Annotated in this window: 19 protein-coding genes and 1 tRNA gene; 7 read left to right on the forward strand and 13 right to left on the reverse strand. The window is 63.0% G+C overall.

The window, feature by feature from the left end; all coding sequences use genetic code 11:
- Positions 1-45: 45 nt before the first annotated feature.
- From S101446_RS11305 to S101446_RS11320, 4 genes are all read right to left on the reverse strand, one after another.
- Complete coding sequence (locus S101446_RS11305; protein ID WP_019084941.1) at positions 46-1,260, reverse strand: cytochrome b; 1,215 nt, start codon at positions 1,258-1,260, stop codon at positions 46-48.
- 205 nt (positions 1,261-1,465) lie between these two features.
- Positions 1,466-1,542, reverse strand: a tRNA-Arg gene (locus S101446_RS11310).
- A gap of 55 nt (positions 1,543-1,597) precedes the next feature.
- On the reverse strand, positions 1,598-4,906 hold the full coding sequence (locus S101446_RS11315; RefSeq protein ID WP_087608393.1) for an efflux RND transporter permease subunit: 3,309 nt from the start codon (positions 4,904-4,906) through the stop codon (positions 1,598-1,600).
- Between the two features lie 27 nt (positions 4,907-4,933).
- Positions 4,934-5,776, reverse strand: coding sequence for an SDR family NAD(P)-dependent oxidoreductase (locus S101446_RS11320; RefSeq protein WP_019090706.1), 843 nt, complete (start codon positions 5,774-5,776; stop codon positions 4,934-4,936).
- 84 nt (positions 5,777-5,860) lie between these two features.
- Between S101446_RS11320 and gmk the strand changes: the two genes are divergently transcribed.
- The 7 genes from gmk to S101446_RS11355 all read left to right on the forward strand — a co-directional run bounded on the left by gmk (position 5,861) and on the right by S101446_RS11355 (position 12,113).
- Complete coding sequence (gene gmk, locus S101446_RS11325) at positions 5,861-6,523, forward strand: guanylate kinase (RefSeq protein WP_010509485.1); 663 nt, start codon at positions 5,861-5,863, stop codon at positions 6,521-6,523.
- 88 nt (positions 6,524-6,611) lie between these two features.
- Positions 6,612-7,895 (forward strand): multidrug effflux MFS transporter, encoded by a 1,284-nt coding sequence (locus tag S101446_RS11330; RefSeq protein ID WP_087608394.1) that lies wholly within the window; start codon positions 6,612-6,614, stop codon positions 7,893-7,895.
- Between the two features lie 125 nt (positions 7,896-8,020).
- The gene (locus S101446_RS11335; RefSeq protein WP_010509491.1) at positions 8,021-8,806 is read left to right on the forward strand and encodes an MlaE family ABC transporter permease; all 786 of its coding nucleotides are present in this window, start codon (positions 8,021-8,023) and stop codon (positions 8,804-8,806) included.
- Positions 8,803-9,597 carry an ABC transporter ATP-binding protein gene (locus S101446_RS11340; RefSeq protein ID WP_019084936.1) on the forward strand — a complete coding sequence of 265 codons (795 nt, stop codon included), beginning with the start codon at positions 8,803-8,805 and terminating at the stop codon, positions 9,595-9,597. The genes S101446_RS11335 and S101446_RS11340 overlap by 4 nt, the downstream gene beginning before the upstream one ends.
- Positions 9,598-9,789: 192 nt before the next feature.
- Positions 9,790-11,196: a DNA repair protein RadA gene (gene radA / locus S101446_RS11345; RefSeq protein WP_010509494.1), complete on the forward strand. Its 1,407-nt coding sequence runs from the start codon at positions 9,790-9,792 to the stop codon at positions 11,194-11,196.
- Complete coding sequence (locus S101446_RS11350) at positions 11,193-11,819, forward strand: IMPACT family protein (RefSeq protein WP_087608395.1); 627 nt, start codon at positions 11,193-11,195, stop codon at positions 11,817-11,819. The genes radA and S101446_RS11350 overlap by 4 nt, the downstream gene beginning before the upstream one ends.
- Positions 11,820-11,876: 57 nt before the next feature.
- Positions 11,877-12,113, forward strand: coding sequence for a DUF3297 family protein (locus S101446_RS11355; protein WP_010509497.1), 237 nt, complete (start codon positions 11,877-11,879; stop codon positions 12,111-12,113).
- Positions 12,114-12,210: 97 nt separating this feature from the next.
- On the opposite strand, the gene S101446_RS18070 is transcribed toward S101446_RS11355, so the two are convergent.
- The 9 genes from S101446_RS18070 to S101446_RS11395 form a co-directional block, all read right to left on the reverse strand.
- Complete coding sequence (locus S101446_RS18070; protein ID WP_167376405.1) at positions 12,211-12,447, reverse strand: hypothetical protein; 237 nt, start codon at positions 12,445-12,447, stop codon at positions 12,211-12,213.
- Between the two features lie 93 nt (positions 12,448-12,540).
- Positions 12,541-14,208: an ArnT family glycosyltransferase gene (locus tag S101446_RS11360; protein ID WP_087608396.1), complete on the reverse strand. Its 1,668-nt coding sequence runs from the start codon at positions 14,206-14,208 to the stop codon at positions 12,541-12,543.
- A gap of 13 nt (positions 14,209-14,221) precedes the next feature.
- Positions 14,222-14,971: a glycosyltransferase family 2 protein gene (locus S101446_RS11365; RefSeq protein ID WP_087608880.1), complete on the reverse strand. Its 750-nt coding sequence runs from the start codon at positions 14,969-14,971 to the stop codon at positions 14,222-14,224.
- Positions 14,972-14,992: 21 nt separating this feature from the next.
- Positions 14,993-15,487 carry a F0F1 ATP synthase subunit B family protein gene (locus S101446_RS11370; RefSeq protein ID WP_010509505.1) on the reverse strand — a complete coding sequence of 165 codons (495 nt, stop codon included), beginning with the start codon at positions 15,485-15,487 and terminating at the stop codon, positions 14,993-14,995.
- A 30-nt stretch (positions 15,488-15,517) separates the two neighbouring features.
- Positions 15,518-16,132 (reverse strand): F0F1 ATP synthase subunit B family protein, encoded by a 615-nt coding sequence (locus tag S101446_RS11375; RefSeq protein ID WP_010509507.1) that lies wholly within the window; start codon positions 16,130-16,132, stop codon positions 15,518-15,520.
- Positions 16,133-16,148: 16 nt separating this feature from the next.
- On the reverse strand, positions 16,149-16,373 hold the full coding sequence (locus tag S101446_RS11380; protein ID WP_003616715.1) for an ATP synthase subunit C family protein: 225 nt from the start codon (positions 16,371-16,373) through the stop codon (positions 16,149-16,151).
- 62 nt (positions 16,374-16,435) lie between these two features.
- On the reverse strand, positions 16,436-17,185 hold the full coding sequence (locus S101446_RS11385) for a F0F1 ATP synthase subunit A (RefSeq protein ID WP_019090713.1): 750 nt from the start codon (positions 17,183-17,185) through the stop codon (positions 16,436-16,438).
- A gap of 12 nt (positions 17,186-17,197) precedes the next feature.
- Positions 17,198-17,539 carry an AtpZ/AtpI family protein gene (locus S101446_RS11390; RefSeq protein WP_019090714.1) on the reverse strand — a complete coding sequence of 114 codons (342 nt, stop codon included), beginning with the start codon at positions 17,537-17,539 and terminating at the stop codon, positions 17,198-17,200.
- Positions 17,540-17,662: 123 nt separating this feature from the next.
- Complete coding sequence (locus S101446_RS11395) at positions 17,663-18,436, reverse strand: hypothetical protein (protein ID WP_019090715.1); 774 nt, start codon at positions 18,434-18,436, stop codon at positions 17,663-17,665.
- Between the last annotated feature and the right edge of the window lie 39 nt (positions 18,437-18,475).

Raw genomic sequence — 18,475 nt, forward strand, 5'->3', positions numbered from 1 at the left:
CCGCATCCGTCAAGTCACGGATGAAAGACCATGCCCGATCCCGTATCAGGCGTCGGACTGCTGCCGTTCACGCCGTGCGCATAGTGGCAGCAGCACAAGGAAATAACCGAAATAATACAGTGCCGCGATCCGGCCCGCGATCATCCAGCCGCCTTCGGCATGGTGACGGCCCACCAGTCCCATCAGCACGAACGATATGACCAGTCCCGCCATGCCCATCCGGCAGGCCGGGCGAAAGCGCGCCGAACGGACGGGCGAACGGTCCAGCCACGGCACCGCAAACAGGATCAGGATCGAGCCCGCCGCCGCCAGCAGGCCGCCAAACTTGGACGGCACCGACTGCAGCAGGCCATAGAACGGCAGGAAATACCATTCCGGTTCAATATCGGCGGGCGTGTGCATGGGGTTGGCGGGGCGGTAGTTTTCCGGCTCGGACAACAGGTCGGGCCACAGGAACGCAAGGGCTACGAACACCAGCGCGAACAGTACGAGGCCCGTCAGATCCTTGGTGGTGTAATAGGGGTGAAAGGGCACGGTCTGGCGTTCGGGAACCGGCTTGCCATCAGGATTGTTCGGCCCGCTGACATGCAGCGCCGCCACATGGAAGGCCACGACAGCCACAATGGCGAACGCCATGAGGAAGTGCAGCACGAAGAAGCGGTGGATGAAGATATCCCCCAGCTGGTCGCTGCCTTCCATGATGTGTTCAAGTGTTCCGCCAATGACCGGCACGGCGCCCACCGCCTTGCCCGCGACATCGGCCCCCCAGTAGGACATCTGCCCCCATGGCAGCACATAGCCCGCGAATGCCGTGACCATGACCATCAGCAGCAGCCCCAGGCCACTCAGCCACAGGATTTCGCGCGGCTGCTTGTATGACCCGTAATACAGCCCCCGGAACAGGTGGATATACAGCGCGGCCATGAACAGGCTGGCCCCGGTCATGTGCATCGCGCGCAGCATCCAGCCACCCGGTAGCTGGCGTTCAATCATCTCCACCGACATGAAGGCCCCGGCGGAGGTGGGGGTATAGTTCATGGCCAGGAAAATGCCCGTGGCCAGCATCAGAACCAGCACCGCGGTCAGGATCGCCCCGAAATTCCACAGCGCATTCAGGTTCCATGGCATGCGGAAGTCGATATATTCCTGCCGGAAGCCGCTTATGACCGGAAGCCTGCGGTCGATCCAGGACAGGATGCCGCCAGAACGTTCGGATGGCGCATGTGGGGGAATGTTTTCGGGGAGGCTGGACCCGCTCATTCTGGTTTCCTGAATTCAGACGAAAGAAAAATCAGGTAACGGTGTAGCAGCCACGGGGGCGGCAGGCACCTCATCTTTTTGAATCAGGAACGATTTCATGCCGCGATGTAGCGCAAGGGTGGCAGGCATCCATGCGCCTGGACATGCGGACAGGCACAGGACCAGAAGGCTGCGCCACAACGGTAATTTCTGATTTCAAGGAAAGTGGCGCACCCGAAAGGACTCGAACCTCTAACCCCCAGATTCGTAGTCTGGTGCTCTATCCAGTTGAGCTACGGGTGCGCTGTGAGGCGGCTTTTAACTGACCCTGCCGGACCCCGCAACCCCCTATTTTCAATTATCGAAAATTTTCTTGTCCCTTCGTGCGCGACAGCAGCCTGCCCATGGTCCGCCGGGTCCATAGCCGGATGCGTTCCATGTAAAGATAGATGACCGGCGTGGTGTAGAGGGTCAGCAGCTGGCTCATCATAAGCCCTCCCACCACCGTAATGCCCAGCGGGCGGCGCATTTCCACGCCATAGCCACTGTTGGTAATCAGTGGCACGGCCCCAAGGGCCGCTGCCAGCGTGGTCATAAGGATGGGGCGGAAGCGCTGGATGCATGCATCGCGAATGGCATGGCGGGCGTCCAGCCCCCGGTCGCGTTCGGCATGCAGCGCGAAATCCACGATCAGGATGGCGTTTTTCTTCACGATTCCCACCAGCAGGATCATTCCGATCATGGTGATCAGCGAAAACTCCTGCCCCAGCGCCCACAGCGCCAGCACCGCCCCCACCCCGGCCGAAGGCAGGGTGGACATGATGGTCAGCGGATGGATGTAGCTTTCATACAGGATGCCCAGCGTCACATAGATCGTGACAAGGGCCGCGATGAAGATCAGCACCTCGTTGATGATGGCGGACTGGAACTGCGCCGCCTGCCCGGTAAAGCCGCCATGGATGGTCTGTGGCACATGCAGCCGCACCATGGTGTCGGCAATGGTGGCGGCGGCGTCACTCAACGCCATGCCGGGGGCAAGGTTGAAGGAAATGGCCGCCGATACGAACCCCGCCTTGTGCGACACGGTAATGGCGGTGGGGCGGGGTTCAAGCCGCGCCACGTTTGAAAGGGGCAGCATGGTTTCGGTGCTGGATGACACGGCCGACCCGTTTGACGCACCCGCGCCGCCCGCCAGCCTGTTGGCGATTTCGTTGCGGAAGGACTGCTGGCTCAGCTGCGTGCTGGTGCTGGCCTGCGTGGTGGTGGCCATGCGGGCGCGGACCGTATTGGACACCGTGCCGCCGCCGGGGCTGCCACCGGCGGTGGAAATGCGGAATGACTGCAGGATGTCGGGCGATGTGCGGTACTGGTCCGCCACTTCCATCACCACATGATAGGTCGCAAGCGATGTGGAGATGTTGGATGCGATGCGCTGGCCAAACGCGTCATACAGCGTGTTGCTGACCAGTTGCGGCGTAATCAGGTACCGCGCCGCAAGGTCGCGGATGATGTCGGCATGGATCGCGGCCCCATTGTTCATGACATCCGTCGTGACATCGCGCAGGGCGGGGGCCGTGCGCAGCGCCGATGTCAGGGCAGGCACCCATGTGTAAAGGGCATCCGCGTCATCACTGGTCAGCAGGTAGCGATAGGCGCCTTCCTTCTGCCGTCCGCCACCGCCGCTTATGTCGCCCGCCGAAAACAGGGACACGTCAAGCCCCGGAATATTGGCCAGCCGCTTGTGGATGCGTTCGATCATCTCATCGGGGCCATCATCGCGCCGGGTGCGGTCGACCATCTGGGCGAAGGCCTGTCCCTCGATATTGGTATCCCCGGAAAAGGCGACGACTTCCTGCGTGTCCTTGTCGGCGGTCAGGGCATTGCTTATGGCGCGGATCTTTTCCGTCATGGCGGGAAACGACGTGGTCTGGTCCGCGCGGAAGAAACTCATGACCATGGCCACGTCTTCCTTGGGCAGTATCCCCTTGGGCATGAGCACGATCACCCCGATCATGATCGCAAGGCTCAGCGGCAGGGTCACGGCGGTCAGCACATGGTGGCGCAGCGCCACATCCAGCGTGCGTTCATAAAACCGCAGCAGATGCTGGTAGCCCGCTTCCAGCCAGTCGCCCGCCATGCGGGGCCAGCGCCGCCACCACGGCGCGTCGGGGGGCAGGGGCGTGTCATGGCTGACTTCCAGCAAAAGGCTGCACATCATCGGCGTCAGGCTGAGGGCGAGCACCAGCGAGACGGTGACGGTAATGGCCAGCGTCATGGAAAATTCGAAAAAGACCTTGCCCGGCGTCCCACCCAGCAGCAGCAACGGCAGGAACACCGCCACCAGCGATATGGTGATCGACATGACGGTAAACCCGATTTCACGCGATCCCTTGAGCGACGCCTCCATCCGCCCCATGCCCGCTTCCATGTGGCGGGCGATGTTTTCCAGCACCACGATGGCGTCATCCACCACGAAGCCGGTCGCGATGGTCAGCGCCATGAGGGACAGGATATCGAGCGAGAAATGGAACAGCGACATGATCGCCAGCGTGCCCGCCAGCGAAATGGGCACCGTAATGGCCGGAATCAGGGTGGATCGTGGCGTGCGCAGAAACACCAGCACAACGGCCACAACCAGCAGCACCGACACCAGCAGCGTCCACTGCGTATCGGCCAGAGACGCGCGGATGGTGATGGAACGGTCCATGGCGGGGGTCAGCGTCACCCCGGCCGGAAGGGCCGCGCGCAGGGCGGGAAGGCGGGCCTTGATCTGGTCGGTTACGCGAATGACATTGGCGCCTGCACGCGGAAGGATAATGGCCATGGCGGCCCTGTGTCCGTTCAGGAAGCCGACCTGGCGTTCGTTTTCCACGCCGTTATGCACATAGGCCACGTCCTGCAGCCGCACGGGGCGGCTGTCGCGGTAACCGATGACAAGGTCGCGATACTGCGCCGCACTGCGCGCCTGGTCATTGGTGGCCAGTGTGTAGCGCGTGGTGTCGTTCTCGATCACGCCTTTGGGGGTATTGGCGTTGGCCGATGCCAGGGCGGAGCGGATGTCCTCGAACCCCAGCCCGTATTTGAACAGGGGCCACGGGTTGATCTCCACCCGCACGGCGGGGGCGGAACTGCCCATAAGCTCGACCCAGCCCACGCCCTGCACCTGTGACAGCAGGGGCTGCAGCCGTGTCTTGGCGATATCGTACAGTTCCGACATCGGCTGCGTGTCCGATGTCAGGGCCAGGATCATGATCGGATTTTCGGACGGGTTGGCCTTCCAGTACTGCGGCTGTGATTCCAGCGTCGCGGGCATATCGGCACGGGCCGCGCGCAGTGCGGCCTCCACGTCATTGGCGGCGGAATCGATATTGGTTGAATCATTGAATGTCAGCAGGATGAAGGCGTTATCCTGGCTGGAATCGGATTCAATCTCGCTGATGCCCGCGATCTGCCCCAGCCTGCGTTCCAGCGGGGTGGTGACGGAACTGGCCATCTGCTGTGGCGATGCCCCTGGCTGGTTGGCCACGACATAAATAACGGGCACCGCGATGTCGGGCAAATCGCCCACCGGCAGGACCCGGTAGGCAAAAAGCCCCGAAAGGACGATGGCTGCCGCCAGCAGGGTGGTCGCGACCGGACGCAGGATGAAAATACGGCACAGGTTCACTGCCTGTTCCCGGGTGCTGGATGCATGCTATTCCTGATTGTCGCAAGCGGCGGGGCTGCCTGTTTCCAGCCCGGTTTCCGCCATGGTGCCCGCCTGTCCCGCAGGCTGGCGATAATAATAGTATTCCGCGATCCGCATCGGCAGCAGGTCCATGAACCGGGATCCCGCCACCAGCCACCGCGGGAACGAGATGCGCCGCCTGCCTGCCGCAACCCCCGACAGGATGGCGCGCACGGCGTCACCCGTCTGGGTCAGGCCGGGCATGTGGAAACTGTTCTGCGTGGTCATGGGGGTGGCGACAAAACCGCAGCATACGCTGGACATGACAATGCCCGCGCGTTTCATGTTGGCCCCCGTCGCCACCATGAAGCGGTCCACCGCCGCCTTTGACGCGCAATAGGACGGCGTGCCGGGAAAGGAGACAAGCCCCGCCACCGAGGACATGGCGCAGATACGCCCCCGCACCCCATCACCCGCGCGGGGCTGCGCGCGCATGACGTGGATGGCGGGCAGCACCGTATTCAGCACGCCATCCATGTTGGTCGCGAACATGCGGCGGACCTGCGCATCGGGTTCATGCGGGGCTTCGTCCCCGCCCCTGGTGGAAGCGGTAATCCCCGCGCAGGCAAAGACCAGGTCCAGCGGGCCGGCGGTCGTGATCCATTCTTCCATGCCCGCCTGTTCACGGACGTCCTGCACCCGTATGCGGGCATCCGCGCCGCGTGCGATGCAGTCTGTCGCCACGGCGCGCAGGTTGCCGGCATTGCGTCCGCCCAGATGCAGCGTACGCCCCGGCCGCGCAAGGGCGAGGGCAAGCCCGCGTCCAATTCCGGACGAGGCACCTGTAATCAGTATCGAATCCTGTTTCATATTCGCAGAATACATACACCCTGTTAGAACAACGCTACCCCGTTTACGCATCCGGCGCGCATTTGCACCGTCAAGGAGAACCGCATGACCCAGACAACCATCCCCACCCGCACGCCCCCAGTCGCCCCGGTCCGGCGCCGTGGGGTATGTCTGGTCATTTCAGCGCCATCAGGGGCGGGGAAGTCAACCATTGCGAATGCGTTACGTGCGTCGGAGCCACAACTGCTGCATTCCGTATCCGTCACCACCCGCCAGCCCCGCCCGGGCGAAAGTGACGGAATCCATTACCATTTCCGCAGCATGGAAGAATTTACCCGCATGGCGGAAGCGGGTGAGATGCTGGAATGGGCCACGGTGTTCGGGCGGGGATACGGCACCCCGCGCGCCCCGGTGGAGCAGGCCCTGGCGGAGGGGCGCGACATGGTGTTCGATATCGACTGGCAGGGGCACCGCCAGATCCGTGCCGCCCTACCGGGGGATGTGATCAGCCTGTTCGTCCTGCCACCCTCGATCGCGGAACTGGAACGCAGGCTGCATGGCCGCGCATCGGATGAGGCGGACGAGATCGCGCGCCGCATGCAGGCCGCGCGCGACGAGATCTCGCACTGGAATGAATTCGATCACGTCATCATCAATTCCGACTTGGACCAGGCCATCGCCGAAGCCCGCGCCGTGCTGGTGGCGGCCAGGCTGGAACGCCACCGTCAGGTGGGGCTGGCGGACCTGGTGGCCAGCTTCGGGGTCTGAAGCCGCCGCCGGTCAGCCATCCTTCGGGTCATGCATGTGTTGCATGCGCCATGAATGATGGACAAGCCGCCGGGAATTGATATGCGGGATGGCGCGGCATCCGCCGCGCCACTTCCTGACCGCCCGGATTCCCATGCCCACGCGCCGTATCCCCGTTCCCGTCATGCCATTCTGGATGATTGCCCTGCTGGGGCTGCTTACGGCCATCGGTCCACTGGCAACCGACATGTACCTGCCCGCCTTTCCCATCATGGACGCGGAACTGGCGGGAGGACGCGCGGGGGCCAGCCAGGTCACGCTGGCGGCATGGTTCGCGGGGCTGGCGGTGGGACAGTTCAGCCTTGGGCCGATTTCCGACCGGCTGGGTCGCAGGCTGCCGCTGCTGGGGGGGCTGGTGCTGTTTACGGTGGGATCGGTCGGGTGCGCCGTGGCCACGGGCTTCGACCTGTTCTGCCTGTGCCGCTTTGTCTCGGCGCTGGGCGGGGCGGCGTGCGCGGTCCTGCCGCGCGCCATCGTGCGCGACGTGGCGACGGGGGCCGCGGGCGCGCGCATCATGTCGCAGCTCATGCTGGTATTTGGGGTCATGCCCATCCTTGCGCCGTCACTGGGCAGCCTGGTGCTGATGATGGGCCACTGGCGGTGGATTTTCACGATCGCGGTCATCTATGGCGTGCTGGGGCTGCTGACGGTGCTTGCGACCATGCCCGACACCATGCCGGTGGAAAAGCGCATCGCCTTTTCGCTGACCGGCACGATCGCCCGTTATGCCGGCCTGATACGTGAACCGGTGTTCATGTCCAGTGCGCTGATCAACAGCTTTTCCTCGTTCGTCATGTTCGCCTACATCACCTCCGCACCCATGGTGTTTGAACACCTGCTTGGGTTCACGCCCACCCAGTTCGGGGTGTTTTTCGGCATGAACGCCGGGATATTCATCGCCTGCGCGCAACTGAACGGCAGCCTGGTCCACCGGATCGACCTGTCACGGCTGCTGGACGGTGGCATCGCGTGCAGCGTGGTGGCGGCGGTGGCGTGCCTGGTGCTGTCGCTTGCGGGCATTGCCGGTCCCGCGCATCCCGTTCTGGTCTGCGTGCTGATCAGCTGCATTACCGGCTGCCTGGGGTTCGTGGGGCCAAACGCCACGGTGCTGGCCTTTACCCATCATGGCCACCAGGCGGGCAGTGCGTCGGCATTGATGGGCACTATCCAGTTTTCCCTTGCGGCGGGCAGCGGTTTCATCCTCGGGCATGTGCCCTTCCATTCCCCCGCGCCGCTGGCGGTGGTGGTCATGGTGGGCGTGGGCTGCATGGTGGCGTGCAACACGTGGCGTCATGCCTGCAACCGGCGGGCGGACGCATCCCACGCGCCCTGATCGCGCGGGCATGGTGGGGGTACGCGCTTTCGCTTTGACGTGAGTGGCCTGCCGCGCTACGGCAGGAACATGTCTGCTGAACCTGTTGTCCGGCATGGCGATCACCCACATGCGCGGGAGGCGTTGTGAACGGCATTCTCGATTTCATTGCCGGGCTGGGCAGGGCCGTTCTGGATATCGTCCGCATGGCGGGGCGGGTGGCGCTGTTTGCCGCCGTCGCCCTGTCGCATGTGGTCCGTCCCCCCTTCTACTGGCGCACGCTGTGGGGCACGCTGGTGGAAATCGGCTTTTTCTCCCTGCCGGTCGTGGCCCTGACGGCGCTGTTTTCTGGCGGCGTGATCGCATTGCAGTCCTATACCGGGTTTGCCCAGTACCATGCCCAGAACGCCATTGCCGGGATTGTCATCCTTGCGGTCACGCGCGAACTGGGACCGGTGCTGGCGGGACTGATGGTGGCGGGACGGGTCGGCGCCGCCATGTCGGCCGAAATCGGGACCATGCGGGTGACCGACCAGATCGATGCACTGACCACCCTGTCCACCAATCCCATCAAGTACCTGGTCACGCCACGGCTGGTGGCGGGCACGCTGGCGCTGCCGTTCCTTGTGCTGGTGGCCGACATACTGGGTGTGCTGGGCGGGTTTACCGTATGCGTGATGAAGCTGGATTTCTCGGCTTCCGCCTATATCACGGCAACGATTGCCTCGCTCAAGGTCATGGATGTGACGGTGGGACTGGTGAAGGCGGCCATATTCGGGTTCCTGATCGCGCTCATGGGCTGCTACCATGGCTATCACAGCCGTGGCGGGGCCGAGGGCGTGGGGGCGGCAACCACGGCGGCGGTTGTCGCGGCCTCGATCCTCCTGCTGACGTTTGATTACCTTCTGACGGATGTGTTCTTTTCCCAATGAGTGACGCAACCCCCAAGATCCGCATTCGCGGCCTGAAAAAGGCGTTCGGTCCCAAGGTGGTGCTGGATGGGGTGGACCTTGATGTTATGGGTGGCACGTCATTCGTGGTCATCGGTGGCTCGGGCACGGGCAAGTCGGTGCTGCTGCGCTGCATACTGGGCCTGATCACGCCCGATGCGGGGTCCATCGAGATTGATGGCGTCGATGTCACGACGCTTTCGTCCCGGCAGCGCGAACCCTATATGGCGCGGATCGGCATGCTGTTCCAGAACGGCGCGCTGTTTGACAGCCTGAGCGTATGGGAAAACGTGACCTTCGGTCTTGTTGCCGCCGCCCGCGCGGGGCATGGCCCACGCATTACCCGCGCGCAGGCCCGCGTGCGCGCGGGCGCCCTGCTGGAACAGGTGGGCATGGACCCCGCCGTGGGCGCGCTGTCGCCATCCGAACTGTCGGGCGGCATGCAGAAGCGCGTGGGACTGGCGCGCGCCATCGCGGCCCGCCCCGAAATCCTGTTCTTTGATGAACCGACAACCGGGCTTGATCCCATCATGGGCGCGGTGATTGACGGGCTGATTGCCGATTGCGTGCGCAAGCTGGGATCAACCGCCATCGCCATCACGCATGACATGGCGTCCGCCCAGCGGATCGGGGACCGGGTGGGCATGCTGTATGAAGGCCGGCTGATCTGGCAGGGACCGCCCTCCACCCTGTTTGACAGTGGCAACCCGGTGGTGGACCAGTTCACCCATGGCCGACGCGAAGGACCGATAAAAATCGATGTGCGTAGCTGACTGATAAAAAAGACAAAAGTTTCTGGGTGTCTCCTTTTTTCAAAAAGGCGGCATTCTTTCGAAGCTTTTTGCAAAAAGCTTCGCCAAAAACTTTTTCATGTTTCCAAAGGGGTTTTTCAGACCACCTCTGACTTTCGCGGCCGGTCGTTCCATATATGATATACACGATCTGTTCTTGCCCAGGGAGCCCTCATGGCGCGTCGGCCCGCTAACCGTTTTGTCTGTCAGTCCTGCGGGGCGGTCTTTCCCAAGTGGTCGGGCCGGTGCGACGCCTGTGGCGCGTGGAACAGCATTGTCGAGGAAACGGTCGAACCCACGGCAACAGGCGGCACCAACGCCCGCAGGCGCACGGGGGCCCGCATCAACCTTGTGGGGCTTGCGGGCGATACCCCGCCGCCGCCCCGCATCGAAACCCGCATCGGGGAACTGGACCGCGTGCTGGGGGGCGGACTGGTCCCGGCATCCGTCGTGCTGGTCGGTGGTGATCCGGGTATCGGCAAATCGACGCTGCTGCTGCAGGGCGCCTGCGCGCTGGCACGCGCCGGACGCCAGGTCATGTACATATCGGGCGAGGAAGCGGTGGACCAGATCCGCCTGCGCGCGCGCAGGCTGGGGCTGGAAGCGCCGACGCTGGAACTTGCCGCCGCCATAAACGTGGCCGATATCGTCGCAACGCTGGAGGCGGAAAAGGATCTGGCCCTGGTCGTGATCGACTCGATCCAGACCATGTGGATGGAAACGGTGGAAAGCGCGCCCGGCACCGTAAGCCAGGTCCGCGCCTGCGCGTTTGAACTGATCCGCCTGGCCAAGCAGCGTGGCTTCAGCCTGATCCTGGTGGGGCACGTGACCAAGGAAGGGGCGCTGGCCGGTCCCCGCGTTCTGGAACACATGGTCGATGCGGTCATGTATTTCGAAGGCGATCGCGGCCATCAGTTCCGTATCCTGCGCGCGGCCAAGAACCGTTTTGGCGCAACTGACGAAATCGGCGTGTTCGCCATGACCGATCAGGGGCTGGAGGAAGTGCCCAATCCGTCCGCCCTGTTCCTGGCTGAACGGCGCGGGCATATCGCAGGCTCCGCCGTGTTCGCGGGCATGGAGGGCACGCGCCCCGTGCTGCTGGAGGTGCAGGCCCTGCTGTCGCCCAAGGCAGGCGACGGCGGCGCGCGGCGTGCGGTCGTGGGATGGGATACGGGGCGGCTGAACATGCTGCTGGCAGTGCTGGAAGCGCGGTGTGGCATCAAGCTCAATGCCATGGATGTGCATCTCAACATTGCAGGCGGCCTGCGGGTGGGGGAGCCTGCCGCCGACATGGCGGTGGCGGCAGCCCTTGTATCCGCCGCCACCGGGCAGCCCACCAGCGCGGGTTCGGTCTATTTTGGCGAGGTCGGCCTGTCGGGGGAGATCCGTCAGGTCTCGCAACCCGACACAAGGCTGAAGGAAGCCCACAAGCTGGGGTTCGAGCAGGCATTCCTGCCGCGCCGTATCGCACGCGGCAACCGCAAGCCCACCGCCCCCGACGGGCTGGGCATACAGGAAATCGGCCATCTGGGCGATCTGGTCAGCCTGTTTACCGGGGCGATGGAGGAGGCGGAGGCGTGAGTGCGCCCGAACGCTTCATGCTGCGCGAACCCGCGATGCTGGAGCGGGAGGTCAGGAAAAGCATCTTCCTTGCACAGGCCGCCCCCGTCGCAACCCCGGCGGACGCCATGGAATTCATTGCAGCCGTCAGCGATCCCGACGCCACCCATAACTGCTGGGCCTATCTGATCGGCCAGACCTATCGCAGTGATGACGCGGGCGAACCCGGTGGCACCGCGGGCCGGCCCATCCTGCAGGTGATCGAAGGACAGGGTTTCGACCGCACCGTGGTCGTGGTCACGCGGTGGTTTGGCGGCACCAAGCTGGGGGCGGGCGGTCTGGTGCGTGCCTATGGCGGGACGGCAGCGGAATGCCTGCGCACGGCGGAACGCGTCCCGATCGTGGAAATGGTGTCCCTGACGTTTGGCTGCGGTTTTTCCGACCATGCCCTGCTGCGTGCACGACTGGAAAGCATGGACTGCCAGATCGTGGAAGAAGACTTCGGCGCCACCGGTGTCGGCATGCAGATCACCCTGCCCGCGATACGCGAGGCGGAGGTCCGCACCCGCATCACCGACATTACCCGTGGGCAGGCCACCATCCGCGTGGTGGAGGAAGACACCACGCCGGGTGTTGGAGACTAACGCTATTGCCGCTATGTCAGACAGCGTTTCACGTTCACCATACGGAAAAAGACCATCATGACCGATACCCCGCCGGACCGTCTGTCCGTCAATCCCGCCAGCCCCTTTTACAACGAGTCTCTGCTTGATCGTGGCATTGGCGTGCGTTTCAAGGGAATCGAGAAAAACAATGTCGAGGAATACTGCATAAGCGAAGGCTGGGTGCGTCTGGCCGTGGGCCGTGGCACCGACCGTTTCGGCAACCCGATGGCCATGAAGGTCAAGGGCCCGGTCGAGGTCTGGTTCAAGTCCTGACCCTGTTACACGGGACGGGTCTGGCACAGGTAAGACGACAAAAGCACGTCGTGGCAAGTCGGCTGGCCCTCTGCTGCCCTCGGGCCGCCTTACCGGATTACTGCGTTGCGGACATATTCGCATGAAGTATTGCAGTGATCATCGGCATCACGCGCGATACGGCCACCCTGCTCTGCTGCTGGCTTCGGAACATTATGGCCAGGCATGATGCCCTGCAGGAAAGATCGAAGCCGATAAACGCCATGTCGGCGGACATCGAAAAGGCAAAAGATACCGTGGCGCTGCCGGGCAGGTCACCGTTTCCTGGCTGACCAAGTGCTGCGGCCATGTTCATGCGGTGATGACCCCGGCGCGGGAAGCAGGGAACGCCTGTTTCCCACAAAACAGGCTGGTGATCCCATGTCAGCCGCCCATTTTTTATAAATGGTTATCGCGCTGCTGGCGGGACGACGGCATACAGCCCGATTTCCAGATGTTTGCCCGTTGAATAATTCAGTCCCGTCTGCTGTCCCAGTTCATGCACATCCAGGCCGTTTTCCATGATGCGGGCGCTGAAAGCACCCAGATCCCGCGCGCCTACCAGCGCCATGCCGCATTTGGGGTTCTGCTGCAGGAAATCGGCGGCGGCCGTGGCGTTGATCAGACGCGTATCCTGACCCAGCAGGAATACAAGACTGGGTTCCGAATCCGATGTCGAGGCCACGATGGTCCGCGCGCAGGGGCGGTGCGCATCCACCATCGCCGCAAGGCGGGGACTGAGCCAGATGGTCTGCAACCGGGGAATGACGGTCGTGAACAGCCCGACATGGATGATGATGGCGGCTGCCACTGCCGCCATGGCCGCCCGCAGCGCATCACGGTGCAGGATCATGTAACCCGACAGGCCCAGCAGCGGCAGTGCGCCCGCAGGCACCAGCATGGCGGCAGGGGAAACCATGCCTTCCATACGCCACAACAGGACCGGCCCCGCGAACGCAAGCACCGACCCGATCGTGAACCAGATCAGCCCATAAGCCGCCAGCAGGCTACGTCCCCATATTGCCCGTGGCCATTCCCAGTCTGTAGGAAAGGAAACAATCGCCGCCGCTGTCAGGATCGCAATGGCCGGATAGGTCGGCAGCACGTAATGCGGCAGCTTGGTCGCAATTGCCTCGAACACCAGCCAGTGCGGCACGATCCAGCACAGCAGATAACGCACATGCGGCTGAAACCGGCGTTCCCATACAAAAGGCAGGCTCATGGCCGCGAAAACCGACCCGGGCCAGAATGCAATGGCAAATACAGCCAGATGATAGCCCGGCGGCAGGCCATGCGTTTCCTGCCCGCTGGCGACCTTGCCCAGAAAATTGCGCCCGACCGCCCGTGAAAAGAAATCGCCGTGACTGATAACCCCGATGGCGACGCACCATGGCAGCACAATGGCCAGCATGACCAGCCAGCCCCATGCCGGCCGCAGCCGTTTCCACCAGTCAATGCGCCGTTCCATCAGCGCCAGCGCAAGGGGTGTGCCAAAGCCAGGAATCAGGATAACCGGTCCCTTGAGCATCAGCCCGCACCCCAGCGCGGTCCAGTATAACAGGGCCGCGGCAAGCGGAGTGGCAAGGTCGCGTTCGCGGTCCAGATAAGCCCGCAGCAGCCCGCATTGCGCCAGCAGTACAAACAGCAGCAGGGTCGTATCAATGGTGGCCATCCGGCCTTCGGCCGTCATCAGCACCGACACCGCCAGCAGCGCCGCCCCCAGCAGGCCACACATGGGGCCAAACAGGGCCGCGCCAATCCACGCGGTCAACACCGCAGAAGCGGTCACCGCCAGAAGGGAAGGAATACGATAGGGCCAGACCGCGTGCGCGTCCTGCATGCCCATCAGGCGGACAGCAGTGGCTTCAAGCCAGTATATGCCAGCAGGCTGGAGATAGCGGGGCTGATCCAGAAACCTGACATCGACATAGTTGCCGCTGTGCAGCATCTGCGCGGTGGCTTCCATATAACGCGGTTCATCACGGTCCAGCGGTGGAAGCGACGCACGCCCCGGCAGGAACAGGATAAATACGGACAGCGCCACAAGGATATAGTGACGCAATGTCAGACGCGTCATGGGCACGGTCCCTTCAGCGTTCGGTAACGCGTTTCGGTATCCTGGCGCGGTTGTTAAGCCACATTACACCCAATATGTCCCGGATGCCGACAATGGCCCGGTTGAGATTGGTATATTTGGAAGATCCATGCAGCCGGGTACGGTGATCGACCGAAAGACAGGCCAGCGGCACGCCCCGCCTGCCCATGAGGGACGGCAGGAAACGGTGCAGTCCTTCAAACTGGGGCAGTCCAAGGAAATCCACGCGCCGGAATGCCTTCAGCGACGCCCCGGTATCAGGGCAGCCATCATCAAGCAGGCGACGACGCAGGCCATTGGCAAAACGTGAGGCCAGCCTGCGCGACATGGTGTCACGCCGTCTGGTCCGAACACCCACAACCAGGGGCGCGCGCCCTTTTGCCATGCGGCACATTTCCAGCATGGCGGCGAAATCAGCAGGATTATCCTGTCCGTCACCATCCATCAGGATGACCCACTCACCGCGCGCGGCTTCAATGCCGGTGCGCAGGCCAGCGGATTTTCCGTAAACCGTATCATGGCCAAGGATACGCAGGTCAGGCAGGATACCGTCACGCCTTACGGCTTCAAGCTGTGCGACCGTATCGTCCGTACTGCCATCATCAACGAAAATGACTTCAGCCCCGGGCAACTGGCCAAGGACATCGGAAATTTCCTGACATACAGGCCGAATATTCGGCCCTTCGTTCAGTACTGCCGCGATAATGGAGACAACGGGACGGTCGTCCGCCCCATTACCTGACATGCCGGTTGTCACCAATGATGATCAGGCAGCACGCTGGGACAGGGCCGTCGGCAGATCACCGATGGACTTGTCAATAATCTTGCCGTCAACATCTGCGGGCAGGCTTGCAGCCAGCGTTTCACGCGTGGCCTGAATGGCGATGTCAACAGCCGTCTCACGCACTTCGCGCAGGGCGGAACGTTCTGCCGAAGCAATCCGGTCCTTCGCCATCTGTTCACGCCGTGCGGCGATTTCCTCGGCATCCTTGCGGGCCTTCAGTGCAATATTGGCGGCTTCACGCAGGGAATGTTCAACCAGTTCCTTGGCTTCGGCCAATGCTGCTTCGCGGTCACGCGTCGCGTCCTCAAGCATCTGCTCGGCTTCACGGCGCAGGCGCGCTGCTTCATCAAGCTCTGCACGGATGCGCTCTGCCCGTCCGTCCAGCGCGCTCACCAGGGGTTTCCATAGTGAACGCCCGAACAGGACAAAGAACAGGACAAAGGCAACAGCCGACCAGAAACGGGGATCATGAAACATGATTATGACCTGTCTGTCTTGGGCAGCGGGTCAGAGACCACGTGCTGCCGCAGCAGAACCGACCTTTGCCGTCACGAAATCGGCCGGGGCGGCAATGCCGGATAACTGATGGATCAGCGTTTCCGCCGTCGTTGTCGAAATCTCACGCACGGATGCCAGCGCCTGCCCGCGTGCCTGGGCAATGCGGGTTTCGGCATCCTGGATTTCCGTCGCCAGACGCGCGTTCATTTCCTCGGTCTGCCGGGCGGCGGCAAGACGCGCCTCCTCGACAACCTTGTCCACATTGGCCTGTGCATCAGCCAGTGCCTTGCGGCGGGCTTCATGCAGGTCGGCCACTGCTTCATCAGCGCGGGTCTTGGCCTTGTGCGCAATCCCGAGATCCGTCTCGATCGTCTGGCGACGCAGCGACAGGACCTTTTCCACCTTCGGCAGGGCCGAGCGGCTCAGCAGAAGGTAAAGTACCAGGAAAATGCCAGCGCCCCACACCACCTGTCCGATGACATAGGGATTGCCGAAATCAAGCTGGGGCATGCCCTCGGCGCGCGCGCCAGGGGCAACCATGGCCATCAGCGGCAGAGCCAGCGCGGACGAGGCCAGAACTGTCCCCGCCCTTCGGATGTTGTCATACATCACGGCGCGCGCCATGTTCGCCTCCAGCGTATCAGACGAACAGGATCAGGAACGCGATCAGCAGCGCATACAGGGCGACGGCTTCCGTCAGGGCGAAGCCCAGCATGCCGAGACCGAACACATGCGGACGCGCGGACGGGTTGCGCGCGATGCTGCTGACCAGCGTGGAGAAGATGTTACCCAGGCCAATGCCAACGCCAGCGAGGGCGATAACGGCGATACCGGCACCAATTTCACGGGCTGCTGCGATATCCATGTCTTGTTTTCCTTGTTTCAGACGTTCTGGATTGAAATAGATGGAAGCGGGGTTGGGGCCCGTTAGTGGGCCACCGCCTCCCTCAGATAGATGCAGGTAAGGATTGCAAACACATAGGCCTGCAAGGCACCGACCAGCAATTCGAGTGCCATCAGCGCGATATTGATGACCACGGGACCAACGGCGATGATGTCACCGAAGAAGCCCAGACCGGCCAGCATGATCGTGAAGGCGGCAAACATGTCGAACATCACGTGACCGGCGACCATGTTGGCAAACAGACGGATCGACAGGCTCACGGGACGCGAAAGAAAGGAAAGGATCTCGATCGGGATCAGCAGCGGGGCCAGTGCCTTGGGGGCGCCGGCGGGCATGAAATGGGCGAAGAACTTCGCCCCCTGCACCTTGAGCGACACGATGATCGAGAGGCAGAACACCATCAGCGCCAGCGCCAGCGTCACGGCGATATGGCTGGTGAAGGCAAAGGAAAAAGGCAGCAGGCCGAGGTAATTGCCAGCCAGGATGAAGAAGAACAGCGTGAACACGAACGGGAAGAAGGCCCGGCCTTCCGGACCAATCGTATCAACCGCCATGTTGTGGATGAAGTCGTAGCACATTTCTGCCGCGGACTGCAGCCGGCCCGGCACCACCGCCGCGGGACGCATGCCCACGTACAGGAATGCCAGAACCACAATGGCGGCAACAATCATCATCATGGGGGACTGGCTGAACCGCAGGGATTCGCCAAGTGCACCCAAAACTGGATGGAGCTCGAACTGACCGAGCGCGTCGATGGATGATCCGGCCGCCAACTTCGTTCTTCCCTATATCCGTCCGGAGCCGTCGTCCGGCCCCTTTGCCTCAGCGTTTATGGCATCGGGCCTGACAAGACGCCAGACATTAAGCACACCTGCCACACCCCCCAGAAGCGAAAAGATGATGAGGAACCAGGGCTTCGTATGCAGCCAGTGGTCAAGCCCCCAGCCAATCGCAACCCCGACCACCAGCGCCGATACAAGTTCCGTTCCCGACCTGATCACCAGGCCCAGATCGGACATTGTCCCACCGGTGTCACGGGCGGCAGGTGCGGGCGGGTTCATACGCTCGCGGGCTGCTTCCAGTCGCCGGTCAAAGGACTCGTCGGACGGGTCGTTATCCTTATCCACTTCTCGCACCTCCCAAGGGTGCAGGCGCTAGCTAACGATGCTGCAATAACCTGTCAAGCAAGGGGTGGCAAACAAACGTGCCATCCCTGCATCTTTTTTCCCCGGCAGGGGTTCAATATGCCCTTATTCGCCGGAAGAACCGCCGGGGATGACATCATAGCCGGCACTGCCGGGAAACGCGCCGGGCGGCGGGGCGTCGGCGGGTTCGACATGGATGGCCTGATTGACATCCGGCCCGATCTCACGCGCGTTGATGGCAGTCCCATGGTCGCCTGTCACGCCGGTGCCAATGGCGTGCAGCGCCGCCCCGGGCCTGAGCCATGCGACAAGGCGGGCCGCGTTCTTTTCGCCCACGTACACGACGCTGTGGTCGCGCATGATCACGCCCTGCGCCTTGCCCTGCATGTCATACAGGGGGGCAAGGATGGTGCCGTCCACCGGCACGTCTGGGCCGATGCTGGGGGAATCAACCGGCGCCGTGGCGGATGCGGGCGGATGCACGTCGGCAATACGGCGCCCACGCGGGCCGCTGACGGCATACGCCCGCACGATCGGCTGGCTGATGCCCTTCAGGCCATTGACGCTGACCTGTTCGCCCGGCCGGGCGATGGCGGGCAGTTCTTCCCCCAGATCGTGGGAAAAGAAAACCTGTGTCCCGTCACCCAGCAGCATGCCGGACACCTGACCCGCCGGGGTCAGGATATACTGCACAAGCTGCCCTGTGGTGACCGGCAGCGGGGTCATGTCGAACACCGGCGCGACCTGCGCCGCAGCCGGTGCGGCCGGTGCGGGCTGTGCGCCACCCCTGCTGGCGGCATGGGCACTACCCGCCGCCAGACTGCCAGCCACAAGCACGCCCGCAAGCAGGCGGCAGGAGGAACGTCGATGAATGTCCATGCGGGTACCCGTCTTTCGTCTGTCTTAGCCCCGGTCGTC

Origin of the sequence: Komagataeibacter europaeus (assembly GCF_002173515.1) — a bacterium.
In the GTDB taxonomy this organism is placed as follows: Bacteria; Pseudomonadota; Alphaproteobacteria; order Acetobacterales; family Acetobacteraceae; genus Komagataeibacter; species Komagataeibacter europaeus.